General features: G+C 63.1%; 19 protein-coding genes, 1 tRNA gene and 1 pseudogene. 12 read left to right on the top strand and 9 right to left on the bottom strand.

Going from position 1 to position 22,420, the window contains the following annotated elements; all coding sequences use genetic code 11:
- Positions 1 to 96 precede the first annotated feature (96 nt).
- Complete coding sequence (gene greA / locus NKH12_RS13380; RefSeq protein WP_352953542.1) at positions 97 to 570, bottom strand: transcription elongation factor GreA; 474 nt, start codon at positions 568 to 570, stop codon at positions 97 to 99.
- A gap of 118 nt (positions 571 to 688) precedes the next feature.
- Here greA and NKH12_RS13385 point away from each other — a divergent pair, with 118 nt between their 5' ends.
- Positions 689 to 2,065 (top strand): TIGR03808 family TAT-translocated repetitive protein, encoded by a 1,377-nt coding sequence (locus NKH12_RS13385; protein ID WP_352953543.1) that lies wholly within the window; start codon positions 689 to 691, stop codon positions 2,063 to 2,065.
- A gap of 10 nt (positions 2,066 to 2,075) precedes the next feature.
- Here the strand turns inward: NKH12_RS13385 and NKH12_RS13390 are convergent, their stop codons facing one another.
- On the bottom strand, positions 2,076 to 3,080 hold the full coding sequence (locus NKH12_RS13390; protein WP_352953544.1) for an asparaginase: 1,005 nt from the start codon (positions 3,078 to 3,080) through the stop codon (positions 2,076 to 2,078).
- A gap of 106 nt (positions 3,081 to 3,186) precedes the next feature.
- Complete coding sequence (locus NKH12_RS13395) at positions 3,187 to 4,353, bottom strand: acetyl-CoA acetyltransferase (protein WP_352953545.1); 1,167 nt, start codon at positions 4,351 to 4,353, stop codon at positions 3,187 to 3,189.
- A 223-nt stretch (positions 4,354 to 4,576) separates the two neighbouring features.
- On the opposite strand from NKH12_RS13395, the gene betI reads away from it, so the two are divergent.
- The 5 genes from betI to betB all read left to right on the top strand — a co-directional run bounded on the left by betI (position 4,577) and on the right by betB (position 10,962).
- Positions 4,577 to 5,167 carry a choline-binding transcriptional repressor BetI gene (gene betI / locus NKH12_RS13400; protein ID WP_352953546.1) on the top strand — a complete coding sequence of 197 codons (591 nt, stop codon included), beginning with the start codon at positions 4,577 to 4,579 and terminating at the stop codon, positions 5,165 to 5,167.
- Positions 5,164 to 6,693 (top strand): choline-sulfatase, encoded by a 1,530-nt coding sequence (gene betC / locus NKH12_RS13405; RefSeq protein ID WP_352953547.1) that lies wholly within the window; start codon positions 5,164 to 5,166, stop codon positions 6,691 to 6,693. Before betI ends, betC begins: the two co-directional genes overlap by 4 nt.
- Complete coding sequence (locus tag NKH12_RS13410; RefSeq protein WP_352953548.1) at positions 6,690 to 7,691, top strand: threonine/serine dehydratase family protein; 1,002 nt, start codon at positions 6,690 to 6,692, stop codon at positions 7,689 to 7,691. Before betC ends, NKH12_RS13410 begins: the two co-directional genes overlap by 4 nt.
- Positions 7,684 to 9,336 (top strand): choline dehydrogenase, encoded by a 1,653-nt coding sequence (betA, locus tag NKH12_RS13415; protein ID WP_352953549.1) that lies wholly within the window; start codon positions 7,684 to 7,686, stop codon positions 9,334 to 9,336. The genes NKH12_RS13410 and betA overlap by 8 nt, the downstream gene beginning before the upstream one ends.
- Positions 9,337 to 9,498: 162 nt before the next feature.
- Complete coding sequence (gene betB / locus NKH12_RS13420; protein WP_352953550.1) at positions 9,499 to 10,962, top strand: betaine-aldehyde dehydrogenase; 1,464 nt, start codon at positions 9,499 to 9,501, stop codon at positions 10,960 to 10,962.
- Between the two features lie 9 nt (positions 10,963 to 10,971).
- Here betB and NKH12_RS13425 read toward each other — a convergent pair whose 3' ends face one another.
- Positions 10,972 to 11,883: a LysR family transcriptional regulator gene (locus NKH12_RS13425; RefSeq protein ID WP_352953551.1), complete on the bottom strand. Its 912-nt coding sequence runs from the start codon at positions 11,881 to 11,883 to the stop codon at positions 10,972 to 10,974.
- A 99-nt stretch (positions 11,884 to 11,982) separates the two neighbouring features.
- Here NKH12_RS13425 and NKH12_RS13430 point away from each other — a divergent pair, with 99 nt between their 5' ends.
- Positions 11,983 to 12,867 carry an NmrA/HSCARG family protein gene (locus NKH12_RS13430; protein ID WP_352953552.1) on the top strand — a complete coding sequence of 295 codons (885 nt, stop codon included), beginning with the start codon at positions 11,983 to 11,985 and terminating at the stop codon, positions 12,865 to 12,867.
- A 115-nt stretch (positions 12,868 to 12,982) separates the two neighbouring features.
- On the opposite strand, the gene NKH12_RS13435 is transcribed toward NKH12_RS13430, so the two are convergent.
- A complete protein-coding gene (locus NKH12_RS13435) occupies positions 12,983 to 14,503 on the bottom strand; it encodes a phosphomannomutase/phosphoglucomutase (RefSeq protein WP_352953553.1) in 1,521 nt (506 codons plus the stop codon).
- A gap of 204 nt (positions 14,504 to 14,707) precedes the next feature.
- On the opposite strand from NKH12_RS13435, the gene NKH12_RS13440 reads away from it, so the two are divergent.
- Positions 14,708 to 14,784 (top strand) — tRNA-Pro (locus tag NKH12_RS13440).
- A gap of 82 nt (positions 14,785 to 14,866) precedes the next feature.
- On the opposite strand, the gene NKH12_RS13445 is transcribed toward NKH12_RS13440, so the two are convergent.
- Positions 14,867 to 15,703 (bottom strand): universal stress protein, encoded by an 837-nt coding sequence (locus NKH12_RS13445; protein WP_352953554.1) that lies wholly within the window; start codon positions 15,701 to 15,703, stop codon positions 14,867 to 14,869.
- Between the two features lie 355 nt (positions 15,704 to 16,058).
- Here NKH12_RS13445 and NKH12_RS13450 point away from each other — a divergent pair, with 355 nt between their 5' ends.
- From NKH12_RS13450 to NKH12_RS13465, 4 genes and pseudogenes are all read left to right on the top strand, one after another.
- Positions 16,059 to 17,621 carry a bifunctional aminoglycoside phosphotransferase/ATP-binding protein gene (locus NKH12_RS13450; protein ID WP_502910790.1) on the top strand — a complete coding sequence of 521 codons (1,563 nt, stop codon included), beginning with the start codon at positions 16,059 to 16,061 and terminating at the stop codon, positions 17,619 to 17,621.
- 31 nt (positions 17,622 to 17,652) lie between these two features.
- Positions 17,653 to 18,102 carry a thioredoxin TrxC gene (gene trxC, locus NKH12_RS13455; protein WP_352953555.1) on the top strand — a complete coding sequence of 150 codons (450 nt, stop codon included), beginning with the start codon at positions 17,653 to 17,655 and terminating at the stop codon, positions 18,100 to 18,102.
- Positions 18,103 to 18,155: 53 nt separating this feature from the next.
- A pseudogene (locus NKH12_RS13460) lies at positions 18,156 to 18,722 on the top strand (ATP-binding cassette domain-containing protein); the annotation flags it as partial.
- Positions 18,723 to 18,993: 271 nt separating this feature from the next.
- Positions 18,994 to 19,482, top strand: a complete 489-nt coding sequence (locus tag NKH12_RS13465) for a nucleoside deaminase (RefSeq protein WP_352953556.1) — start codon at positions 18,994 to 18,996, stop codon at positions 19,480 to 19,482.
- A 34-nt stretch (positions 19,483 to 19,516) separates the two neighbouring features.
- Here NKH12_RS13465 and NKH12_RS13470 read toward each other — a convergent pair whose 3' ends face one another.
- The 3 genes from NKH12_RS13470 to NKH12_RS13480 are packed head-to-tail and all read right to left on the bottom strand — an operon-like array spanning position 19,517 to position 22,412.
- Positions 19,517 to 20,482 (bottom strand): ABC transporter ATP-binding protein, encoded by a 966-nt coding sequence (locus NKH12_RS13470; RefSeq protein ID WP_352953557.1) that lies wholly within the window; start codon positions 20,480 to 20,482, stop codon positions 19,517 to 19,519.
- Positions 20,483 to 20,484: 2 nt separating this feature from the next.
- Complete coding sequence (locus tag NKH12_RS13475) at positions 20,485 to 21,492, bottom strand: ABC transporter ATP-binding protein (protein WP_352953558.1); 1,008 nt, start codon at positions 21,490 to 21,492, stop codon at positions 20,485 to 20,487.
- A 2-nt stretch (positions 21,493 to 21,494) separates the two neighbouring features.
- Positions 21,495 to 22,412, bottom strand: a complete 918-nt coding sequence (locus NKH12_RS13480; protein WP_352953559.1) for a dihydrodipicolinate synthase family protein — start codon at positions 22,410 to 22,412, stop codon at positions 21,495 to 21,497.
- Positions 22,413 to 22,420: the final 8 nt, after the last annotated feature.

Raw genomic sequence — 22,420 nt, forward strand, 5'->3', positions numbered from 1 at the left:
GTGGATGTTCATTCGGACCCTCCGGTGAGTGCTGAAGCCTGGTAACTCCAGTCTCCCCGGTCCGGTCCGAATGGACAACCTCCCGAAAGCTCACAACTAGTTGTCGGAGAGCTTTACAATCTCCCATTCCTTGCCGTTCACCACGGCAATTTCGCCGACCTTCTTGCCGAACAAGGCCAGGGCCATCGGTGAAACATGGGAAATTGTGCCCTTGGCTGGATCGGCCTCATCCTCGCCGACGATCTTCCAGTGTACCTTCCGGCCGTCATCGCCTTCCAGCGTGACGCCCATGCCGAAGCGAACCAGATTGCTGCCCGGTTCAGGCACGGACAGCTCGGCGCTTTCACGCCGCGCGGTCCAGTAGCGCAGGTCGCGCGAAATAAGCGCGATACGCTCGCGGTCGGCCCTCTTCTCCGCCCTGGCCAAGTCGTCGCGCAGAGCAGCCAGTTCGGCGTCGATCAGCGTCAGCCCGCGTTGCGTCACCAGATTGCGGTGCGGACTGATCGGCCGCTCGCCGATGCCGGCGATGGCGTTTTCGCTATCCTCTTCGCGCGTGAAGGCTCTGCTCATCGGTCGAGCTTATGCCTCGCGCGGCGACTTCACAAGCTATGCCGGCAATCCGGATCGGGCCGATCCGGTCTGGCACGATTCCTGCGGCGTGACGGCCGAACGCTGAGGATCTGTGCCGATGTTGAACAGACGAAAACTTCTCGCACAAACCGCCGGCTTTGCCGTCCTGGGCCTCTCGCTCGGCAAGGCAGCGGCGGCCAGCCTGCCCGGCATCGACAATGCCTCGATGCGCGGCTCGATCAACGCTGCCGACCTCGGCGTGCGGCCCGGCGCGCTTGACGACCAGAGCAAGGCCTTCGCCACGCTGCTGCGCGAGGCAAACGACCGCGACATGCCGGTGTTCCTGCCGCCGGGAACCTATGTCGTATCCAACCTTTTGCTGCCCAGCCGTGTCAGGCTTTCCGGCGTGCCGGGTGCATCGCGGATCGTCTATCGCGGCAACGGCCATCTGCTCATGGCCGAGCAGGCCGAGCACATCGAATTCACCGGGCTGGCGTTCGACGGCACCAACCGCTGGATGGGCGATTACGCGCAAGGCCTGCTCGACCTCCGCCGCGTCGCTCACCTCGTCATCGACAATTGCCAGATATCAGGCAGCGGTAAGAGCGGCCTGGCGCTCGAGCACGCTTCGGGCCGCATCGAGCGCTCGGAAATATCAGGCTCGGCCGACGCCGGCATCTATTCGGTCGAGGCCACCGGCTTGGCGATATCAGGCAACACCGTGTCCGACTGCGCCAATGGCGGCATCCTCGTGCACCGCTGGCAAGCGGCCGAGGACGGCACCATCGTCAGTGGCAACCGCGTCGAGCGCATTCAGGCGCGTAGCGGCGGAACCGGCCAAAACGGTAACGGCATCAATGCGTTCGGCGCCGGCAACGTCGTGATCTCGGGCAATATCGTTTCGGACTGTGCGTTTTCGGCGATCCGCGCCAACAGCGCCAGCAATCTGCACATCACCGGCAACACCTGTTCGCGATCCGGCGAAACGGCACTCTATTCCGAATTCTCCTTCGAGGGAACGATCGTCGGCAACAACATTGTCGATGGCGCCGCCAACGGCATCTCTATCGTCAATTTCAACGAAGGCGGCCGCATGGGCGTGTGTTCAGGAAACATTGTCCGCAATCTCTCGACCAGCGGCCCCTACCTTGCCGATGCGCCCGGTTTCGGCGTCGGGATCAACGTCGAGGCCGATACCACGGTCTCCGGCAACGTCATCGAGAATGCGCCGCTCTACGGAATGCACATCGGCTGGGGGCCGTTCATGCGCAATGTGGTCGCCACCGCAAACATCATCCGCAAGGCCGGAACCGGGATCGCCGTCACCGTGATCGAGGGCGCCGGCACGGCGGTCATCTCCGATAATGTCATCGACGGCGCCCAAAACGGCGCGATCGTCGGCCACCGCTGGGCCGAGCCGGTGACCGGCGATCTCGCCTCATCAGGCAATGCCGGCTATGCGCATCTGACCATCGAGCGCAATCATGTGAGCTGAATGCCCGTTCTCAGCTCAGTGCAGCAGTAGGGCGGAGTGCGCCAACCTTGGCGCCGATCCGGCTTCCGATAGGCGGATGTCCCTGTTCGATCAGTTTCGCCGCCAGCGCCTTGTCGGCATGCAAAAGCCTGGCAATGCATGCCGCGACCATGACTTCAGCCGCGCGGCCAGCGCCATCATCGCATTTCAGCGCGATGCCAAAGCCAAGCTCGGGAAGGGCTGCGCAATAGACGCCTTCGGCCCCTCCCTTCACAAAAATCCGGCCGGGTGCGGCTTCCATCAGCGCAACATCAGCCCTGCCTGTGCCGGCAACCAGAAATGGCTCGGTCATGCAGGCGGAAAGCAGATTCTTTGCGGCCTTGGCGCGGATGGGTTCAAAGCCGATACCGGTCGCCATGCGGGCAAAGCCGAGCGCGAAGCTGCGCAGCGGCACGGCATAGGTCGGGATCGAGCAGCCGTCAGTGCCGCAATGATCGAAATCATGGGCAGCACCGGTCACCGCTTGCATCGCATCGCGCACCATCTCCTGCGAGGCATGGCCTGATTTGACATAGCCGCGATGGGCGATGCCGGCGTGGGCGCAGGTGCAGAGAAAGCCCGCATGCTTGCCAGAACAATTGTTGTGCAGGGCGTTTGGCAAGTTGCCGGCGCTGGCAAGCGCAACCATCGCGTCGTGGCTGGACGGCCAATGCGCGCCGCATTCCAGCGCCGCCTCGTCCAAGCCGGCCTTGGCCAGCATCGTCCGCGCCAGTTCGACATGCGCCGGCTCACCGGAATGCGAAGCGCAGGCAAGCGCCAGTTCGCGGTTGCCGAAACCGTACGCATCGGCGGCACCGCTTTCGACCAGCGGCAGCGCCTGTATCGCCTTGACCGCCGAGCGCGGAAACACCGGGCGTGCCGTATCGCCGATTTCCCAGACCGATTTGCCGTCGGCATCGAAGACCGCAATGGCGCCACGATGGGCGCTCTCGACCACGGTGCCGCGCAAAACTTCGACCAGAACCGGATGCGTCATGATTTCCCCGCTGACGCATGACCTCGAAAGTCATGCGTAAAATCAAAGTGTTACAGCGTCCTTTGCGCGCCCGGAAGGGCGCGCGGCGCTGTAATGCGGGCCGCTTTTATCTGATCCGATCGAGAATGGAAACGTAGTTGGCGACCGCGGCACCGCCCATGTTGAAGATGCCGCCTAGCTTTGCTCCCGGCACCTGGATGCCGCCGGCTTCGCCGACGAGTTGCATGGCGCTCAACACATGCATCGAGACGCCCGTGGCGCCGATGGGGTGGCCCTTGGCCTTCAACCCGCCGGACGGATTGACCGGCAGCCGGCCGTCCTTCGCCGTCTCGCCATCCAGCGCGAGTTTTGCGCCCTCGCCCGGTTTCGCCAGTCCCATCGCCTCATATTCGATCAGCTCGGCGATGGTGAAACAGTCATGCGTCTCGACGAAGGACAGATCATCAAGCGTCACGCCGGCCTTCTTCAGCGCCTGGTTCCACGCATGCTCGCAGCCTTCGAAGGCGAGGATATCGCGCTTCGACATCGGCAGGAAATCCTGCACATGCTCGTTGGCGCGGAAGGCGACGGCGCGGCGCATCTTCAACGCCGTCGCCGTGTCGGCAAGGACCAGGGCGGCGGCGCCGTCCGAAACCAGCGAGCAGTCGGTGCGTTTCAGAGGGCCAGCGACGAAGGGGTTCTTCTCGCTCTCGTGCCGGCAGAACTCATAGCCGAAATCCTTGCGCATCTGCGCATAGGGATTGTCGACGCCGTTCCTGTGGTTCTTGGCGGCGATCATCGCCAGCGCGTCCGACTGGTCGCCATAGCGCTGGAAATAGGCTTGGGCGATCTTGCCGAAAACGCCGGCGAAGCCTGCCGGCGTGTCGCCCTCCTCGGGCAGATACGAGGCCTTGAGAAGGTTCTTGCCAATTTCTGGACCTGATGTCGTCGTCATCTGCTCGGCGCCGACCACCAGCACGATGCGGGCAGCATTGGCGTCGATGGCGCGGATGCCTTGCCTGACCGCCGCCGAGCCGGTGGCGCAGGCGTTCTCGACGCGCGTCGCCGGCTTGAAGCGCAGCCGGTCGTCGGCCTGCAGGACCAGGCTTGCGGTGAAATCCTGTGCGGAAAAGCCGGCGTTGAAGTGGCCGAGCACGATCTCGTCGACCTCGTCCGGACCGATGCCGGCATGATCGAGCGCCTCGCTAGCCACCTTGGTGATCAGGCCCTCCAGCGTCTCGCCTTCGAGCTTGCCGAAGCGCGAATGCGCCCAGCCGACGATGCATGCTGTCATGGCAATCTCCATCCTGCGGGCCGGGCTGCGCGATGTCGCGGCGCGCCTTAGCATTGTTCAAGCATGAACCGTTCCAACGACTTCGTGAAGGGGCCAGAACCACACAATCGCTTGATCTTGATATCTGGTCACGACACTTGACCTTTGCCATAAAATCGAGCTGGATTTTTGTTGATTGATCCGTCAATAAAAAATAATCTCGTCGCAACAGGCCGGAGCAAGAATGCCGAAAGTCGGAATGGAGCCGTTGCGCCGCAGGGCGCTGATCGACGCGACGATCTCGGCGATCGGCGAGCGCGGTTCGCTGGATGTGACGATGTCGGAAATCGCCGGGCGCGCCGGCGTGTCCTCTGCGCTTGCCCATCACTATTTCGGCGCCAAGGACGAACTTTTGCTGGCGACGATGCGGCACATCCTGGCCGAGCTGACCGCCGACATGCGGCGCGCGCTTCGATCGCCCAGCACGGCACGCCAGCGCGTTTCGGCTGTGGTCGCCGTCAATTTCTCCGACGCCCAGTTCCAGCCTGAAACGATCGCCGCCTGGCTCGCCTTCTATGTTGAGGCGCAGAAATCGGCAGCACTTCGCCGGCTGCTCAAGGTCTATGCGCGACGCCTGCATTCAAATCTGTTGAGCGGGCTGACCGGCATCCTGCCGAGAAGCGAAGCCGACCGGGTCGCCGAGGCGACAGCGGCTCTGATCGACGGCCTCTATATCAGGCGCGCACTGAAGGACGGCGTGCCCAATGCCGTGACCGCGATCGCACTGATCGAGGATTATCTCGAAACGAAACTCAGCCGGCGGAGCGCGCAGTGACGTCCAAGCGACCCAATTTCCTGATCGTCATGGTCGATCAGCTCAACGGCACATTGTTCCCGGATGGGCCGGCGGACTTCCTGCATGCGCCGCATTTGAAGGCGCTGGCCGCTCGTTCGGCGCGCTTCAAGAACAACTACACCGCCTCGCCGCTCTGCGCACCGGGCCGGGCCGCGTTTATGAGCGGCCAGTTGCCGTCACGCACCGAGGTCTATGATAATGCTGCCGAATTCGTCTCGTCGATCCCGACCTACGCGCATCATCTGCGTGCCGCCGGTTATCACACCTGTCTCTCCGGCAAGATGCATTTCGTCGGGCCGGACCAGTTGCATGGCTTCGAAGAACGGCTCACCACCGACATCTATCCGGCCGATTTCGGCTGGACGCCGGATTACCGCAAACCCGGCGAGCGGATCGACTGGTGGTATCACAATCTTGGCTCGGTAAGCGGCGCCGGTACTGCGGAGATAACCAACCAGCTGGAATATGACGACGAGGTCGCCTTCCATGCCGTGCAGAAGTTTTATGATTTCGCTCGCGTCTCCGACGATGCCGCGCATCGGCGCTGGTGCCTGACGGTCTCCTTCACCCACCCGCACGACCCGTATGTCGCGCGCCGGCGCTACTGGGACCTCTACGAGGATTGCCCGGCGCTCGAGCCCGAGGTCGGCTTTATTGCCTACGACAAGCAGGACCCGCATTCGCAGCGGCTCTACCGGGCCAGCGACTACGACAGTTTCGACATCACCGCGGAGCAGATCCGCCGCGCGCGGCGCGGCTATTTCGCCAATATCTCCTATCTCGACGACAAGGTCGGTGAATTGCTGTCGGTGCTCGAGCGCACGCGGATGCTCGATGACACGATCATCCTGTTCTGCTCGGATCACGGCGACATGCTCGGCGAGCGCGGCCTGTGGTTCAAGATGTGCTTTTTCGAGGGCTCAGCGCGGGTGCCGCTGATGATCGCCGGCAAGGGCATACACGGCGGGCTGATCGAGGCCCCGGTCTCCAATCTCGACGTGACGCCGACGCTTTGCGACCTCGCCGGCATCGACATGAGCGCGATCGCACCGTGGACCGACGGGCAGTCGCTGCTGCCGTTGATCGGTGGCAAGACGCGCACCGAGCCGGTGCTGATCGAATATGCGGCCGAAGGCTCCAATGCGCCGATGGTGGCGATCCGCGACGGCCGTTACAAATTCATCCATTGCGAGATCGATCCGCCGCAACTGTTTGATCTTGAATCGGATCCGCGGGAACTGACCAATCTCGCCATCGACCCGGCGCATGCGGCTCTGGTGACTGCATTCACCGATAAGATCCGGGCGCGCTGGGACATGGCCGCTTTCGACGCTGCCGTCCGCGCCAGCCAGGCGCGCCGCTGGGTGGTCTATTCGGCGCTGCGCAACGGCACCCATTACCCCTGGGAATTCCAGCCGCTGCAGAAAGCATCGGAACGCTACATGCGCAACCACATGAACCTTGACCTGCTCGAAGAGCAGAAGCGCTTTCCGCGGGGCGAATGATGACAACCCTTGTCCCCTCCCTCGATCACCTCAAACAGGCCTATGACGTCACCGCCAAGGCGACGCAGATCACGCCACTGCTGGAGTCAGCGGCCTTGGCCAGAGAGACCGGCGCCGCGCGCGTCTTCATCAAGCCGGAGTCGCTGCAATGGGCGGGTTCCTTCAAGGTGCGCGGCGCCTATTGGCGGCTGAAGCGGCTTTCGCCCGATGAAGCCAGGAAGGGCGTCGTCGCCTATTCCTCCGGCAATTTTGCGCAAGGGCTGGCCGCCGCCGGCCAGGCGCTGGGCATTCCGGTGACCATCGTCATGCCGATCGACGCGCCAGCCGCCAAGCGCGACGCAACGACCGGCTATGGCGCGCGCGTGGTGCTGACCGACCATGGCGAACGCGCGCGTGAGGAGGTTGCCGCCGCCACGGCGCGCGAGATCGCCGAGACCGAGGGGCTGGCGTTGCTGCATCCGTTCGACGATCCGGAGATCGTCGCTGGCCAGGCTGGTGTGGGGCTGGAGGCACTCGAGCAACTCGATGCCAGGGGTGCCAGCGCCGATCTTCTGTTCTGTTCGGTCGGCGGCGGCGGGCTGATCGGCGGCGTTTCGCTGGCTTTCCACTATCTGTCGCCGCCGACCGAGATCATCGGCGTCGAGCCGGAAGGTTTCAACGGCATGGGCGCGTCGCTGGCGCATGGCGCCATCGAAACCATGCCGATCGGGCCGAAATCGATCTGCGACGGGCTGATGGCGCGAAAGCCCGGCGACGCGCCATTCGCAGCGGTCAGGACCGCGGGCGTTCGCGGCATCACCGTCGACGATCAATCGGTGCGCTGTGCGATGCGGATCGCCTTCGAGCGGATGAAGCTGGTGCTGGAACCTTCGGGCGCTGCATCGCTGGCGGCGCTGCTCGGCGGCAAGGTGGATGTGAGCGGCAAGACGGTGCTCGTGGTGGCAACCGGCGGCAATGTCTCGCTCGCCGATTTCATGGGGCATATGAACCATGCTTGAGGCGGATTTCGTCATCATCGGCGCCGGCTCGGCCGGGTCTGCCATGGCCTACCGGCTGTCGGAAGACGGCAAATATTCGGTGATCGTCATCGAATTTGGCGGCAGCGATGTCGGGCCGCTGATCCAGATGCCGTCGGCGCTGTCGATCCCGCTCAACATGAGCCTCTACGACTGGGGTTTTGCCAGCGAACCGGAGCCGCATCTCGGCGGCCGCGTGCTGGCGACGCCGCGCGGCAAAGTCATCGGCGGCTCGTCCTCGATCAACGGCATGGTCTATGTGCGCGGCCACGCCCGCGATTTCGACCACTGGGCCGAACAGGGCGCGGCTGGCTGGGGGTTTGCCGACGTGCTCCCCTACTTCAAGCGCATGGAGGACAGCAACGGCGGCGAGAATGGCTGGCGCGGCCACGGCGGCCCGCTGACCGTGCAGCGCGGCTCAAGGACAAACCCGCTCTACGGCGCCTTCGTCGAGGCAGGCCGTCAGGCCGGCTTCGAGCTGACCGACGACTACAACGGCGCGAAGCAGGAAGGCTTTGGGCCAATGGAACAGACCATTCGCGGCGGCCGCCGCTGGTCGGCGGCGAGCGCTTATCTCAGGCCGGCGCTGAGGCGGAAAAATGTTAGCCTGCTCAAGGGTTTCGCCCGGCGGGTGATCATCGAGAATCAACGCGCCACCGGTGTCGAGATCGAAGTCCGCAAACAGATTCAGGTGGTCAAGGCGCGACGTGAAGTGATCGTTGCCGCCTCCTCGATCAATTCGCCCAAGATCCTGATGCTGTCCGGCATCGGCCCGGCCGAACATCTCAGGGAATACGGCATTCAGGTGGTCGCCGACCGGCCCGGCGTCGGCCGCAACCTGCAGGACCATATGGAGCTCTATATCCAGCAGGAATCGACGCAGCCGATCACACTGAATTCGGTGCTGAACCCCTTCTCCAAGGCAATGATCGGCGCGCAATGGCTGTTCTTCAAGTCGGGTCTCGGCGCAACCAACCATTTCGAGGCGGCCGCCTTCGTGCGCTCGCGCGCCGGCGTCGACTATCCCGATATCCAGTATCATTTCATCCCGGCGGCGGTCCGCTACGACGGCAGGGCGGCGGCGAAGGCGCACGGTTTCCAGGCGCATGTCGGGCCGATGCGATCGAAGTCGCGCGGTTCGGTGACGCTGCGCTCGCCCGATCCCGGATCGAAGCCGGTGATCCGCTTCAACTACATGTCGCATCCGGACGACTGGACCGAGTTCCGCCACTGCATCCGGCTGACGCGCGAGATCTTCGGCCAGTCGGCATTCGACCCTTATCGCGGCAGGGAAATCTCGCCGGGCTCGCACGTGCAGTCGGACGAGGATCTCGACGCGTTCATCCGCGATCACGCCGAAAGCGCCTATCACCCTTGCGGCACCTGCAAGATGGGCCGCAAGGATGATCCGATGAGCGTCGTCGACCCGGAATGCCGTGTTATCGGCGTCGAGGGGTTGCGGGTCGCCGATTCCTCGATCTTCCCGCGCGTCACCAACGGCAATCTCAACGCGCCGTCGATCATGACCGGCGAGAAGGCCGCCGACCACATTCTCGGCCGCACGCCGCAGGCGCCGTCCAACCAGGAACCATGGATCAATCCGCGCTGGCAGGTGTCGGATCGATAGAGCGACGTGCGTCCGTTCGGACGCACAAGCGCTCTATCGCTTTTTTAGTCCTCGCATCGTGCTTTCCGAAAATCGATTCCGATTTTCGGGCCGATGCGATAAGCCATGATCCGGTGGTGTCCGCCCGCCGGCCCCGGCGAAATACAATTTGGAGAAGCTCCCATGCGCGCCCAGCCAAAGGCATCGCACTATGTCAACGGACGCTACATCGACGACGAGCAGGGTGCGCCGCTGCCGGTGATCTATCCGGCAACCGGCGAGACCATCGCGATGCTGCGTTCGGCGACGCCGAACGTGCTGGAACTCGCGATCGAAGCAGCGCGTGCAGCACAACCGGCCTGGGCGCGGCTGAAGCCGGTCGAGCGCGGCCGCCTCCTGCGCCGCGCCGCCGACATTTTGCGCGCGCGCAACGCCGACCTGGCGCGCATCGAGACGCTGGATACCGGCAAGGCGATCCAGGAGACGCTGGTGGCGGATGCGCCGTCGGCCGCGGACTGCCTCGAATATTTTGGCGGCGCGGTCGCTGCCTATAACGGTGAATCCTTCGATCTCGGCGGACCCTTTGCCTATACAAGGCGCGAGGCGCTCGGCGTTTGCGTCGGCATCGGCGCCTGGAATTATCCGATCCAGATCGCCGGCTGGAAATCGGCACCCGCACTCGCCATGGGCAATGCCATGGTGTTCAAGCCGTCGGAGAACACGCCGCTGTCGGCGCTGGCGCTGGCCGAAATCTATACCGAAGCCGGCCTGCCCGATGGGCTGTTCAACGTCGTGCAAGGCTATGGCGATGTCGGCGCCCGCCTCGTCGGGCACGATGTCGTCGCCAAGGTCTCGGTGACCGGTTCGGTGCCGACCGGCCGCAAGGTGCTGTCGCTCGCCGGCTCGAAGATGAAGCATGCAACCATGGAACTCGGGGGCAAGTCGCCGCTGATCGTTTTCGACGACGCCGATCTCGAAAATGCCATTGGCGGCGCCATGCTCGGCAATTTCTATTCGACCGGCCAGATCTGCTCCAACGGCACGCGGGTGTTCGTGCAGAGGGGCATTCACGACCGTTTCGTCGAACGCCTGGTCGAGCGAACCAAGAAGATCCAGATCGGCGACCCGCTCGACCAGGAGACGCAGATGGGGCCGCTTGTCTCCAAGGCCCAGCGCGAAAAGGTCATTGGCTATATCGAAGCCGGCAAGCAGGATGGTGCTGTGCTCGCCTGCGGCGGCAACGTGCCCTCGCTGCAAGGTTTCCAAGGCGGCTTCTTCGTCGAGCCGACGGTCTTCACCGGCGTCACCGACACCATGCGCATCGCCCGCGAGGAGATTTTCGGGCCTGTGATGAGCGTGCTGAAATTCGACGATGAGGACGAGGTGATCGATCGCGCCAACGACACCGAATTCGGCCTTGCCGCGGGCGTCTTCACGCGCGACTTGCGACGCGCCCACCGCGTCATCGCCGAGCTGCAGGCCGGCACCTGCTGGATCAACGCCTACAATCTGACGCCCGTCGAAATCCCGTTCGGCGGCTTCAAGCAGTCGGGAATCGGGCGGGAAAACTCGCTTGCTGCACTGGCGCTCTATTCGCAGTTGAAGTCGGTCTACGTCGAGACCGGCGACGTGGCGAGCCCGTATTGAGGCTCGCGGCTACTGCTGGTCAGCCGCTGTATTTGCCCGACTGAAAATCCGGTCGGATGCAAGCTCGATGAATGCCTTGACGAGGGGCGAAAGATGCCGGCTGCTCGGGTATAGGACATGCAGCCCGCCGACCGGCGTCGTGTGGTCCCGGAGAACGCGGCTCAGCCGCCCCCCATTGATGAGGGGCTCGGCGATGCTATGCGGCAATTGGGCGATGCCGAAGCCTGCGAGCGTGGCCGCAACGACTGCCTGCATTTCATTAGCGGCGAAGCGCCCGGCCACCGTGACCGTTTCCTGACCGTGTGGCCCGTCCAGCACCCAATGGGCGCCCGAGGTCGAAGGGCCTGCGATGACGCATTGGTGGTGCGCGAGATCCGCCAGGCGCTCTGGTACCTTGCGGCGCGCGAGATAGTCCGGGCTGGCGCAGAGCAGCCTGTGCGTGGAGCCGAGCTTGCGGGCGATCAGCGTGGAATCCTGAAGAACGCCGGTGCGGAAAGCGAGATCTATGCCGTCCTCGACCAGGTTGAGCTTGTCGTCGGTCAGGCGCAGTTCGACTTTGGTCTTCGGATACATTGCCAGAAAGTCGACCACGGCAGCTGTGAGGAAATGACCCCCGAAGCCAACGGGCGCCGAGATGCGAATCGTGCCCGATGGCTCCGCCCTCGCTTCCGCGAGGCGCAGATTTGCTTCCTCGATCGTCCGCAGGGCGTGGCTGCTCTGCTCGTAATAGAGACGCCCGGCATCCGTCACGTTGAGGCTGCGCGTCGTGCGCTGCAGCAGGCGAACCCCAACCTCACGCTCGAGCGCGGCAACGCGTCGACTGACCGTCGTCTTGGGCATGGCAAGCACCCGTGCGGCAGCGGTGAAGCTGCCAGCTTCGACGACGCGAGCAAACACCACGATATCGTTGAGGTCGATCATTGTATCTAATTATGGGACAAAGTTTTCCAATTGTAGTTAATTATGCATCAATGTGACAGACCCTAATTTTGCTCCATCGGAAAAAAGAAGGAGCAATACATGACCACCAAACGAAGCGTTCTGGTTACCGGCGCCACAGGCCAGCAAGGCGGCGCTGTTGCGCGTGCCTTGCTGTCGAGAGGACATCGCGTCAAGGCATTGACGCGCAAGCCGGACAGCGATGCCGCGCGGCAATTGGCGTCGGCAGGCGCCGAGCTCGTGGCCGGCGATCTCGGCGAGGCCTCCGTTGTGAAGGCAGCAAAAGACGTCGACACCATGTTCTTGATGGGCAACAGCTACGAGGCTGGCATAGCTGAGGAAACCCGCCAGGGGATCCTTGCCGCCGACGCGGCGAAGGCTGCCGGCGTCGGCCATTTGATCTATTCATCCGTTGCCAACGCCGACAAGAACACCGGCATTCCGCATTTCGAGAGCAAATATCTTGTCGAGCAACATGTCGCCGGGCTCGGCATCCCCTGCACGATCAGCGCGCCGGTTGCCTTCATGGAGAATATCGTCGCGCCGTGGTCGATCGGCGCGCTCATCCAAGGCATGCATGCCTTTGCGATGCCTGCCAAACGTGTCCTCCAGCTGGTCGCACTTGCCGATATCGGAGCCTTCGTTGCCGCCCTGGTCGAGCGGCGCGAGCGCGTGTTCGGCAAGCGCTTCGATTTCGCCGGGAGCGAATTGTCAGGCGAAGACCAGGCGAAGATCCTTTCGCAGGCCATCGGCCATCTAATCAGCTATCAGGAAATCCCGATCGCGGCGGCTCGTCAGCAGAGCGAGGATACGGCGCTGATGTTCGAATGGTTCGACCGCGTCGGCTATGACGTCGATATCGCTGCCTTGCACAGGGATTTCCACGAGGTCCGCTGGCACAGTTTTGCCGACTGGGCGCGGGAGTTCGACTGGCGTGCCCTTGAGCGGGCTTATTCCGCTGCCTGAATTCCTGTAGACATCATCGGCCGATGAAAACCTGGGGAGCGGACCAGCTGCAACGGGAAACACGTGGTCCGCTTCCCCATCGTGGCCTTCTCGCGCCGCGATGAAATGAGAGAACCTAGAACGTCTGGTTGTAGGCGCCGACCTCGGGGCTGCGGCGCAGTACCGCATCGACGCCTTCGAACATCTGCCGGCGCCGCTCGGACGACACCGGGCTCTCCACCACCACGACCAGCTCCGGCTTGTTCGACGACGCCCGCACCAGGCCCCAGGTGCCGTCCTCGGCAACGACGCGAACGCCATTGACGGTGATCAGATCGGCGATCTTCTGGCCAGCGAAGACAGTGCCATCCTGCTTCATTGCCTGAAAGTCGGAGACGACCCGCTCGACCACGCCGTATTTCAGCTCGTCGGCGCAGTGCGGCGACATGGTCGGCGTGCCGAAGGTCAGCGGCAGGGCGCGATAGAGATCGGCCATGCTGCTGGTCGGGCTGCGATCCAGCATCTGGCAGATGGCGATGGCCGTGATGAGACCATCGTCATAGCCGCGCCCGATCGGCGGATTGAAGAAGAAATGACCGGATTTCTCGAACCCGGCGATGGCGCCAAGCTCGGCCACGCGCCGTTTTATGTAGGAGTGGCCGGTCTTCCAATAGTCGGTGACGGCGCCATCTGCACGCAGGGCGGCGTCGGTGTTGAACAATCCGGTCGACTTGACGTCGACGACGAAGGTCGAGCCGGGATGCAGTCGCGCGATGTCGCGGGCGAGCATGACGCCGACCTTGTCGGCGAAGATCTCGTTGCCTTCATTGTCGACCACGCCGCAGCGGTCGCCATCGCCGTCGAAGCCAAGCCCGACGTCGGCTCCCGTTTCCAGCACCTTGTCGCGGATGGCGTGCAGCATCTTCATGTCTTCGGGATTGGGATTGTAGTTCGGAAACGTATGATCGAGCGCGACATCGAGCGGGATCACCTCGCAGCCGATCCGTTCCAGCGCTTCAGGTGCAAAGGCGCCGGCGGTGCCGTTGCCGCAGGCGGCGACCACCTTGAGCTTTCTCGCTATGCGCTTGTCGCGGGTCAGGTCGTCCAGATAGGTTTTGCGGAAATCCGCAACGAAGTCATAAGAGCCGCCGCCGACCAGGTCGAAGTCGCCCGCAAGCACGATCGCCTTTAATGCGCCCATTTCCTCCGGACCGAAGGTCAGGGGACGCGCTGCCCCCATCTTGACGCCGCTCCAGCCGTTCTCGTTGTGAGAAGCGGTGACCATGGCGACGGACGGCGTATCGAGCGCGAACTGGGCGAAATAGGCCATCGGCGACAGCGCCAGCCCGATATCCCTGACTCGCGCGCCGGCGGCCATCAGCCCGGAAACCAGCGCCAGCTTGATTGCCAGCGAATAGGAGCGGAAATCATGACCGGTCACGATGTCCGGCCCGGCGCCCAGGCGCCGGATCAGCGTGCCGAGCCCCATGCCCAGCGCCTGGACACCGATCAGGTTGAGCTCAGGCGGCTCCGCAGAGCCAGGATGGCCGAACCACCAGCGCGCATCATACTCACGAAAGCCGGACGCCTTGATCAGCGCCGAGGTTTCAAACTCGAAGGTGTTGGGACGGCCTTCGCTAACGATCTTCAGGGGCAAGACAGCAACTCCAAGCGGCTGGAATCAGAGTGGTTTCAACGCAGGTGGCCGATGCCTATAACACGAGCCTTTAAGCCGTGTTTATCCCCCAGCAAACTGAAAGCTGTATGACGTTAGGGCGGAAGCGGAAGAAATGCGACAGAGGCGCTGCCATTGGCGCTTGCAGGAACGAAGTGCGGCGGCTATAAGCCCGCGGTCTGGTCACGGAGTGTAGCGCAGCCTGGTAGCGCACATCGTTCGGGACGATGGGGTCGCAGGTTCAAATCCTGCCACTCCGACCAGAAAAAACAAATACTTAGCATTTCCCGAGATCGCCCGCCTCTGGCCGGCGGACTGACCGATGTCCGCGACAGCAGCCGGCGGCTACCGCGCCATAAGGATCGGCACTGGCGGATCTTCAATCATCGAGATGGTGACGCCACCGAAGATGCGCTCGCGCAACCGGGAATGACCATAGGCGCCCATCACCATCAGGTCGGCGGCGATGTCGAACGCGTGCCTGCGAAGCACGTCGGCGACTGAATGGTCCAGGCTGGGCAGCCGGTCGACCGTGACATTCACGCCATGCCGCGCGAGATAGGCAGCGGCGTCGGCTCCGGGTTCCGCCCCGTGGCGGTATTCGTCCGCCACCGGATCAACCATGACAAGGTGCACCTCGTCAGCGCTAGGCAACAGGTCGAGGGATTCGCGGACGGCACGCGATGACTCCAGACGCGCGTCCCATGCAATCAGCACGCGTTTCGGCTTCAGTGTCGGTCGCGACCCCTCGGGGATGAGCAGCAAAGGCTTTCCCGAAGAAAACAACGCGCCTTCGATCGCTTTGCTTTTCAGCGTTTCATTGGCAAGCAACTCCGGTCCAACAACCGTAATGTCGGCGTAGCGGGCACGGCGGCCGATGGTATCGTCGGCCCAGCCAGCTTCCGGATATTCGCTGGAGACATCGGCCGAAGGCGCCCTGCCGGCGAGAAAAGCCGACACGGCAGCGGTTCGCTTCTTCAACAGATCCTCGTCGGCCCGACGCTCGTCGAGCCAGGCTTCTGAAACGACCGCGGCATACTCTCCGACAGGTGGCGGCGCAGCAATGGCAACGACCAGAACAGCAAGGTGGGCGCCGATTTCGCTGCACAGGTCGGCGACGAGCTTGAGGTCCTCGTCACCCTTGTTCGGTCCCGTGACGGTAAGTATCGTCCTGAACGCCATGGCGGCTGCTCCCGATCTTGCGCCAAAGCCCAATCGTCGTTGCAACAACAGCGAGACGGCGCGGCGCGTTCCTAGGGCTAAGACAAGAACGTCGCCGTGCATCATTTGATCCGTTTCAACGTGCCCATTTGCGTCTTGCCGGAACATGGCGATCGCGACATGCCTTTGCGGGGTCGCCAGCGTTCTTCCGGACGACGCTAAGAAATACCGTCCGAACACCGGAGAGCACCACGGAACGCATCCACGACCTGGCTGGTTATATCCAGACGCTGCAGCAGTATGGGCCCGATGGCGCGGAATTTCAGCGACCACGCTCGTCGGATTCCAGGTTGGATACAAACCAAAGAGGCATCCGATGATCGTCGAAGATCAGGCATTCGTGGCCGCGATGTTGATGGATCCTGCCGCATATGGCGAGACCGGGCCGGTCGAGGCGATCGAAACCCATATCTCGCGTATCTTCCTGGTTGGCCAGCGCGCCTACAAGATCAAGCGAGCTGTCAAGCTGCCCTATGTCGACTTCTCGACCCCGGCCCTGCGGCTCGCCGCCTGCGAGAAGGAGGTGGAGCTTAACTCCAAGACCGCGCCCGGCCTCTATCTCGGTGTGCGGCGCATCACGCGAGAGGCTGGCGGCAAGCTCGCCTTCGACGGAAGCGGTGAACTGGTCGATGCGGCAGTCGAGATGGTCCGCTTCGACCAATCGAAGCTGCTCGATCGAATGGCAGTCGGCGGCGAACTGACGCCTGCGCTGATGACGGCGGTCGCGCGCATGATCGTGCGCTATCATCGCGGGACACGGGAGATCCACAAGGGCTGCGGATCCTCGAACCTGGCAGCCGTGCTCGCCATCAACGAAGCCGGCTTTGCCACCAGCCATATTTTCGAAGAAGCCGAGATCAAGGCATTCACCGGGATCTTCCGCACCGCCCTCGCCCGTCATCGCGAACTGCTCGACCGGCGGGAGACGGCAGGCAAGATCCGGCGATGCCACGGCGACCTGCATCTGCGCAACATCTGTCTCTTCGACGGAGAGCCCCGCCTCTTCGATCGCATCGAATTCAATGACCAGATCGCCAGCATCGATGTGCTTTACGACCTGGCCTTCCTGCTGATGGATCTTTGGCACCGCGGCTTTCCGGAACTCGCCAACCTGGTGATGAACCGGTACCTCGACGAAGCAGACGACGAGGACGGCTTCATCCTCCTGCCGTTTTTCATGGCAGTGCGGGCCGCAGTGCGCGCGCATGTCACGGCAACCCAGATCGAGCAAGGCAGTGCCGATTCCGGCGTGCTGATTGCCGAAGCTAGATCCTATTTCGAGCTTGCCCGACCACTTCTCCAGGCAAGGCCTCCGCGGCTGATCGCTATCGGCGGCTTGAGTGGTTCCGGCAAGACGGCCGTTGCCGAGGCACTCGCCGCACATATCGGCGCGCCGCCCGGCGCCCGCATTATCGAGAGCGACCGCATCCGCAAAGCGATGCATGGGGTGCCGGCCGAGACGAAGCTTCCGGACAGGGCTTATCGACCTGATGTGTCCGACCGCGTCTACCGCGAAATGGCATGGCGCGCCGACCTGATCCTTTCCGAAGGTGGTTCGGTGATCGCCGATGCCGTCTTTGACAGGCCGGCCGATCGCGACCGCATTGAGAAGGCGGCAAATGGCAGAGACGTTGCTTTCGCCGGATTCTGGCTGGAGGCGGATCCGCTCGTTCTTTGGCGACGGGTAAGCGAGCGCCGGGGTGGTCCTTCCGATGCTACTGTCGATATCTTGTCGCGGCAATTGCAGCGAAAGGCCACCCCGCCCTCCTGGCGCAAGGTCGACGCCGATCGAAAGCTCGCCGACATCGCCGCAGAGCTAGCGAGCGTTTCGGACGCGGCCGCTTGTGCGCAGGGTGCTCCCCTCAAGACAGCATCGTGACGGCGACGCGCATAAAGACGGGTGAATGGGCATGACGCAGGAAAATCTGGTGGTTTGCGGCAAATGCGGCGGGGTCAATCGCCTGCCGCCGGCACGCAATGCCGGGGACGCGAAATGCGGAAAGTGCGGCTCCAAGCTGTTCGCGGGTCACCCGGAAGACGTCGATGCACAGAGCTTCGATCGCCAGGTCAAGCGAAGCAGCCTCCCCGTTGTCGTCGACATCTGGGCACCGTGGTGCGGCCCCTGCAAGACGATGGCGCCGGCATATGAAGCGGCAGCAAGCGAACTGGAGCCGCGTGTTCGCCTGATCAAACTCAATTCCGACAAGGAGCAGGCCGTTGCAGCCAGGCTCGGCATTCGCAGCATCCCGACCATGATCCTCTTCCATGGCGGACAGGAGGTTGCGCGCACATCCGGCGCCATGACGGTGGGGCAGATCGTCAGGTGGGTCCGCGATCACCTGCCGACAGCCGCAGCCTGAACGCCGCCACGCCGTGGATTCGCTGATCGCGATGGCCGCATCAGCAAAGTTTCGAAATGAACGAGAAGCGGCTTATGGCGTTTCGGCGCAAGGTCCAGATGGTCTTCCAGGATCCGTACGGATCGATGAATCCGCGCATGCGCGTTTATTCGATCATTTCCGAACCCTGGGTGATCCACCGCGATATTCTGCCGAAGAACAGGTGGAAGACTCGAGTGGCAGAGCTCCTGGAATTGGTGGGGCTGTTGCCGGAGCATGCCGACCGCTACCCGCACCAGTTTTCCGGCGGCCAGCGACAGCGCATCGCCATTGCACGCGCGCTTGCGAGCGAGCCGGAACTGATCGTCTGCGACGAAGCGGTTTCGGCGCTCGACGTCTCCATCCAAGCGCAGGTGATCGACCTTCTGGCCGACCTTAGGACCAGGCTCAGCCTCTCCTATGTTTTCATCACACACGACTTGCCGATCGTGCGCCATTTCGCGGACCGGATCATGGTCATGAAAGATGGAAGGATTGTCGAGGAAGGCCAAACTTCGGCGCTGTTCGGCGCGCCTCGCCACGAATATACGCAAAGCCTTCTGCGGGCTGTTCCCAGGCCCAAATGGCTTACGCAAGCCTAGTAGTCCTCATCCTCCCGCAGTCAGCCCTTGAACAGCCGAACGTCAAGCTCGAACGGATCGATCCGTGCGTTTAATTCGGGCCGCGGCAGGATGACGAGGATTGATGAGAACATTCTGATCTGGTCCGTCCGAGACGGGACAATGGCTGACGGAACAAAGAACAGAGCAGCGGCGACGCTGTTCCGCCACTCATCGCCGAGCTGAATCTGCCGACTTGAGTCGGCGGATTGTTCGGCACTATGATCAAACGGCGCTGCCGGAGGATCTGCCGATGCCACAACGCCCCTATGATGAGCGCCTGCTCCGTCAGGCGTTCGATGTCGCGCGCAAGGCCCGCGATGCCGGCGAACATCCCTTTGGTTCGCTCCTCGCTGACAAAGACGGCAATGTGTTGCGCGAGCAACTCAACGGTTACAAATCCGGAGGGGGCGACCGCACCGCTCATGCCGAAAGGCTGCTGGCTTCGTGGGCGGGGATGAATTTCAGTCTCGAAAAGCTGGCCTCCTGCACACTCTACACTTCGGCCGAACCTTGCGCGATGTGCTCCGGGACAATCTATTGGGCGGGCATCGGACGGGTCGTCTTTGGGCTGAGCGAACATGACGTCAAGGGATTGACGGGTGCACACGTCGAGAATCCCACACTCGACCTGCCCTGCACGATCGTCTTCGAAGCTGGGCAGCGTCCGACTGAAGTCGTCGGCCCGCTGCTTGCCGATGAAGCGGCGCAACTCCATGCCGATTTCTGGAAAGACAAGTAGCTCAATTTCCGCGCGCGCGGGTATCGAGTGAGTGCTAGCCGACGTCGTCGCGAATGCAGGCCTTCAGATGGCCATCGGACGTTGCCCTCAGCGGCGGGACAATGCCGGCGCAGGCGTCGAGGGCAACCGGGCAGCGGGTTCGGAAAACACACCCGGTTGGCGGATTTGCAGGGCTTGGAATGTCGCCCTTCAGCACCTGCCGGTCTTGCCTGGCCAGCGGGTCGAGCGACGGAATGGCCGAAAGCAGCGCGCGCGTATAGGGATGCTGCGGCCGGGCATAGAGCGCGGCCGCCGGTGCAACTTCCATGATGCGCCCGAGATAGAGAACGATCACCGTGTCGCAGATATATTCGACGACGGCCAGGTCGTGCGAAATGAACAGCATGGTCAGGCCGAGCTGGACCTGCAGGTCGCGCAAAAGATTTATGATTTGCGCCTGAATGGAGACATCGAGAGCAGAGACCGGCTCGTCGGCGACGATGAATTCGGGTTCGAGCGTAAGCGCCCGGGCGATGCCGATGCGCTGACGCTGCCCGCCCGAAAATTCGTGGGCGTAGCGGTCATAGGCATCGACTGGCAGCTCAACCGCAGCAAGTGCCTTCTCGGCTCTCGCCCGTCGCTCGGGCCTGTTGCCGATACCCTGAAGATCCAGGCCTTCGGTCAGGATCTGCCCGATGGTCATGCGCGGCGACAGACTGGCGAACGGATCCTGGAAAATGTACTGCATCTTGCGGCGCTGGCGAGCCAGCGGGCCGGCGCTCAGCTTGGTGATATCGACGCCGCCAAAGCTGATTTCGCCGGAGGTCGGTTCGATGAGACGCAGCACCGAGCGGCCGATCGTGGTCTTGCCTGACCCGGATTCGCCGACGAGACCGACCACCTGGCCGCGCGCAATATCGAAGGAAATATCTTCCAGCGCCCTGACGACGGGACCGCGCGAGAACGCCGTCGGCGCAAAATGCTTGGTCAGGTGCCTGACCGAAAGGAAGGGGGCGTCCACTGTCAGAGATCCTCCCAGCGCAAACAACGGCTTTGCTGGGTCGACGTCGCCGCGAACAGTGGCGGTACCGCAGCGCGGCAGGCATCGACAGCCATGGCGCAACGCGGCGCGAAAGAGCAGCCCTTGGGCAGCAGGGCCAGCGACGGAACATTGCCGGCGATGGTCGGAAGCGGCGTTCCTGCTGCCTTCAGCTTGGTGGCTTGGCCAAGCCGTGGCACCGAACGCATCAGCCCCGCGGTGTAGGGATGGCGCGGACGGGTGAACACCTCGCTCACCGGACCCGATTCCACGATGCGCCCGGCATACATCACCGCGACCCGGTCGGCGATCTCGGCAACGACGCGGAGATTGTGCGTGACGAATAGAATACCCATGCCGCGTTGCGCCTGCAGCTCGGCCAGCAGGTCGAGAATCTGGGCCTGGATGGTGACGTCCAGCGCGGTGGTCGGCTCGTCGGCGATCAGCAAGGTCGGATTGCAGGACAAGGCCATGGCGATGGTAGCGCGCTGGCGCATCCCTCCCGACAGCTCATGCGGGTATTGCCGCGCCCGCCGATCGGGATCGGGAATGCCGACCTGAGCCAGCAACCGCACGGCGTCGGCGGCGGCATCACGATGCGACTTGCCGAGATGGATGCGGATCGGCTCGGCAATCTGTTCGCCGATCGTGTAGACCGGATTGAGGCTGGTCATCGGCTCCTGGAACACCATGCCGATGTCGTTGCCGCGCACCTTGCGCAGCGACTCGGGATCGAGGCCGGTCAGCTCGGTGACTGTGCCGTCCCTGCGGCGCAGCGCGATCGATCCCTCGGCGATGTGTCCGATCTTCTTCGGCAACAGGCCGATGATCGACAGGCTGGTGACGGATTTGCCCGATCCGGACTCGCCGACGAGCGCGACCGTTTCACCCGATCCGATCGTCAGATCGACGTCCTGCACTGCGGCGATGTCGCGTCCGGCGATACGGAACACCGCCCGCAGACCGGAAATCGAGAGAATCGGAGCGTCCACGGTCAGCGCAGCAATCCGACGTCGCGAAGGATGATTTCGACCTTTGCGGTTTCCTCGTCGTTCAAGCTGCGTTGCGGCCGCGCCATGGTATTGGATGCGACAATGCCGAGGCTTTTCATCGCAGTCTTGAAGGCGCCGACGCCGGCCGAGCCGGCGCTTGTCCGGCCGAGCGAGATCCAGACGATCTCGAACAGCTTCAGCAGCCGTTCCTGCTCCAGGCGGGCTTCGGCGTGCTGACCAGCCTGCATCAGGTTCCACAGCTTGACGTAACCGTGTGGGTCGACATTGGCGAGGCCCGGCACGACGCCATGCGCGCCCATGGCCAGCACGCTGTCCACCAGTATCTCGGACCCGGTCATGCCGAAGAAATCCGGATCGTTGGCCATGTCCTTGAGCACATAACGCAGATTGCCGTCATCGCCGCTGGAATCCTTGATCCCCGCGATAACGCCCTCGCTGGCAAGGCCGACGGTGGTCTTACGCTCCAGCCTGACATGGACGCAGACCGGAATGTCGTAAGCGATGATGGGGATGTCGACCGCGTCCTTGATATAGCGGAAGTGATCGCCGATCTCGGGCTGGCTGGTGCGGGTATAAAACGGCGCGGTGACCACGACGGCGTCAGCGCCGGCCGATCTGGCTATCCGGGCGTGGTTGATGACACGATCGGTCGTCGGGTCGATGACCCCGGCGAAGATCGGAACGCGGCCGTTGTTGACCCTGACCGCATGCTCGATGATCGCTCTGCGGCCGGCCTCGTCATGGAAGACCACCTCGCTGGTCGAGCCGAGCACGAACAGCCCGTGAACGCCGCCGTCGAGCAGGTTTTCGATCGTCCGGGTGAACGACGGGAAGTCGACACTGAAATCGGAAAGGAGCGGGGTGACGACAGGTGGCACGACGCCGGTAAACAGGGGCATTTTGAAAA

It is taken from the genome of Mesorhizobium sp. M1322 (assembly GCF_040318085.1).
In the GTDB taxonomy this organism is placed as follows: Bacteria; Pseudomonadota; Alphaproteobacteria; order Rhizobiales; family Rhizobiaceae; genus Mesorhizobium.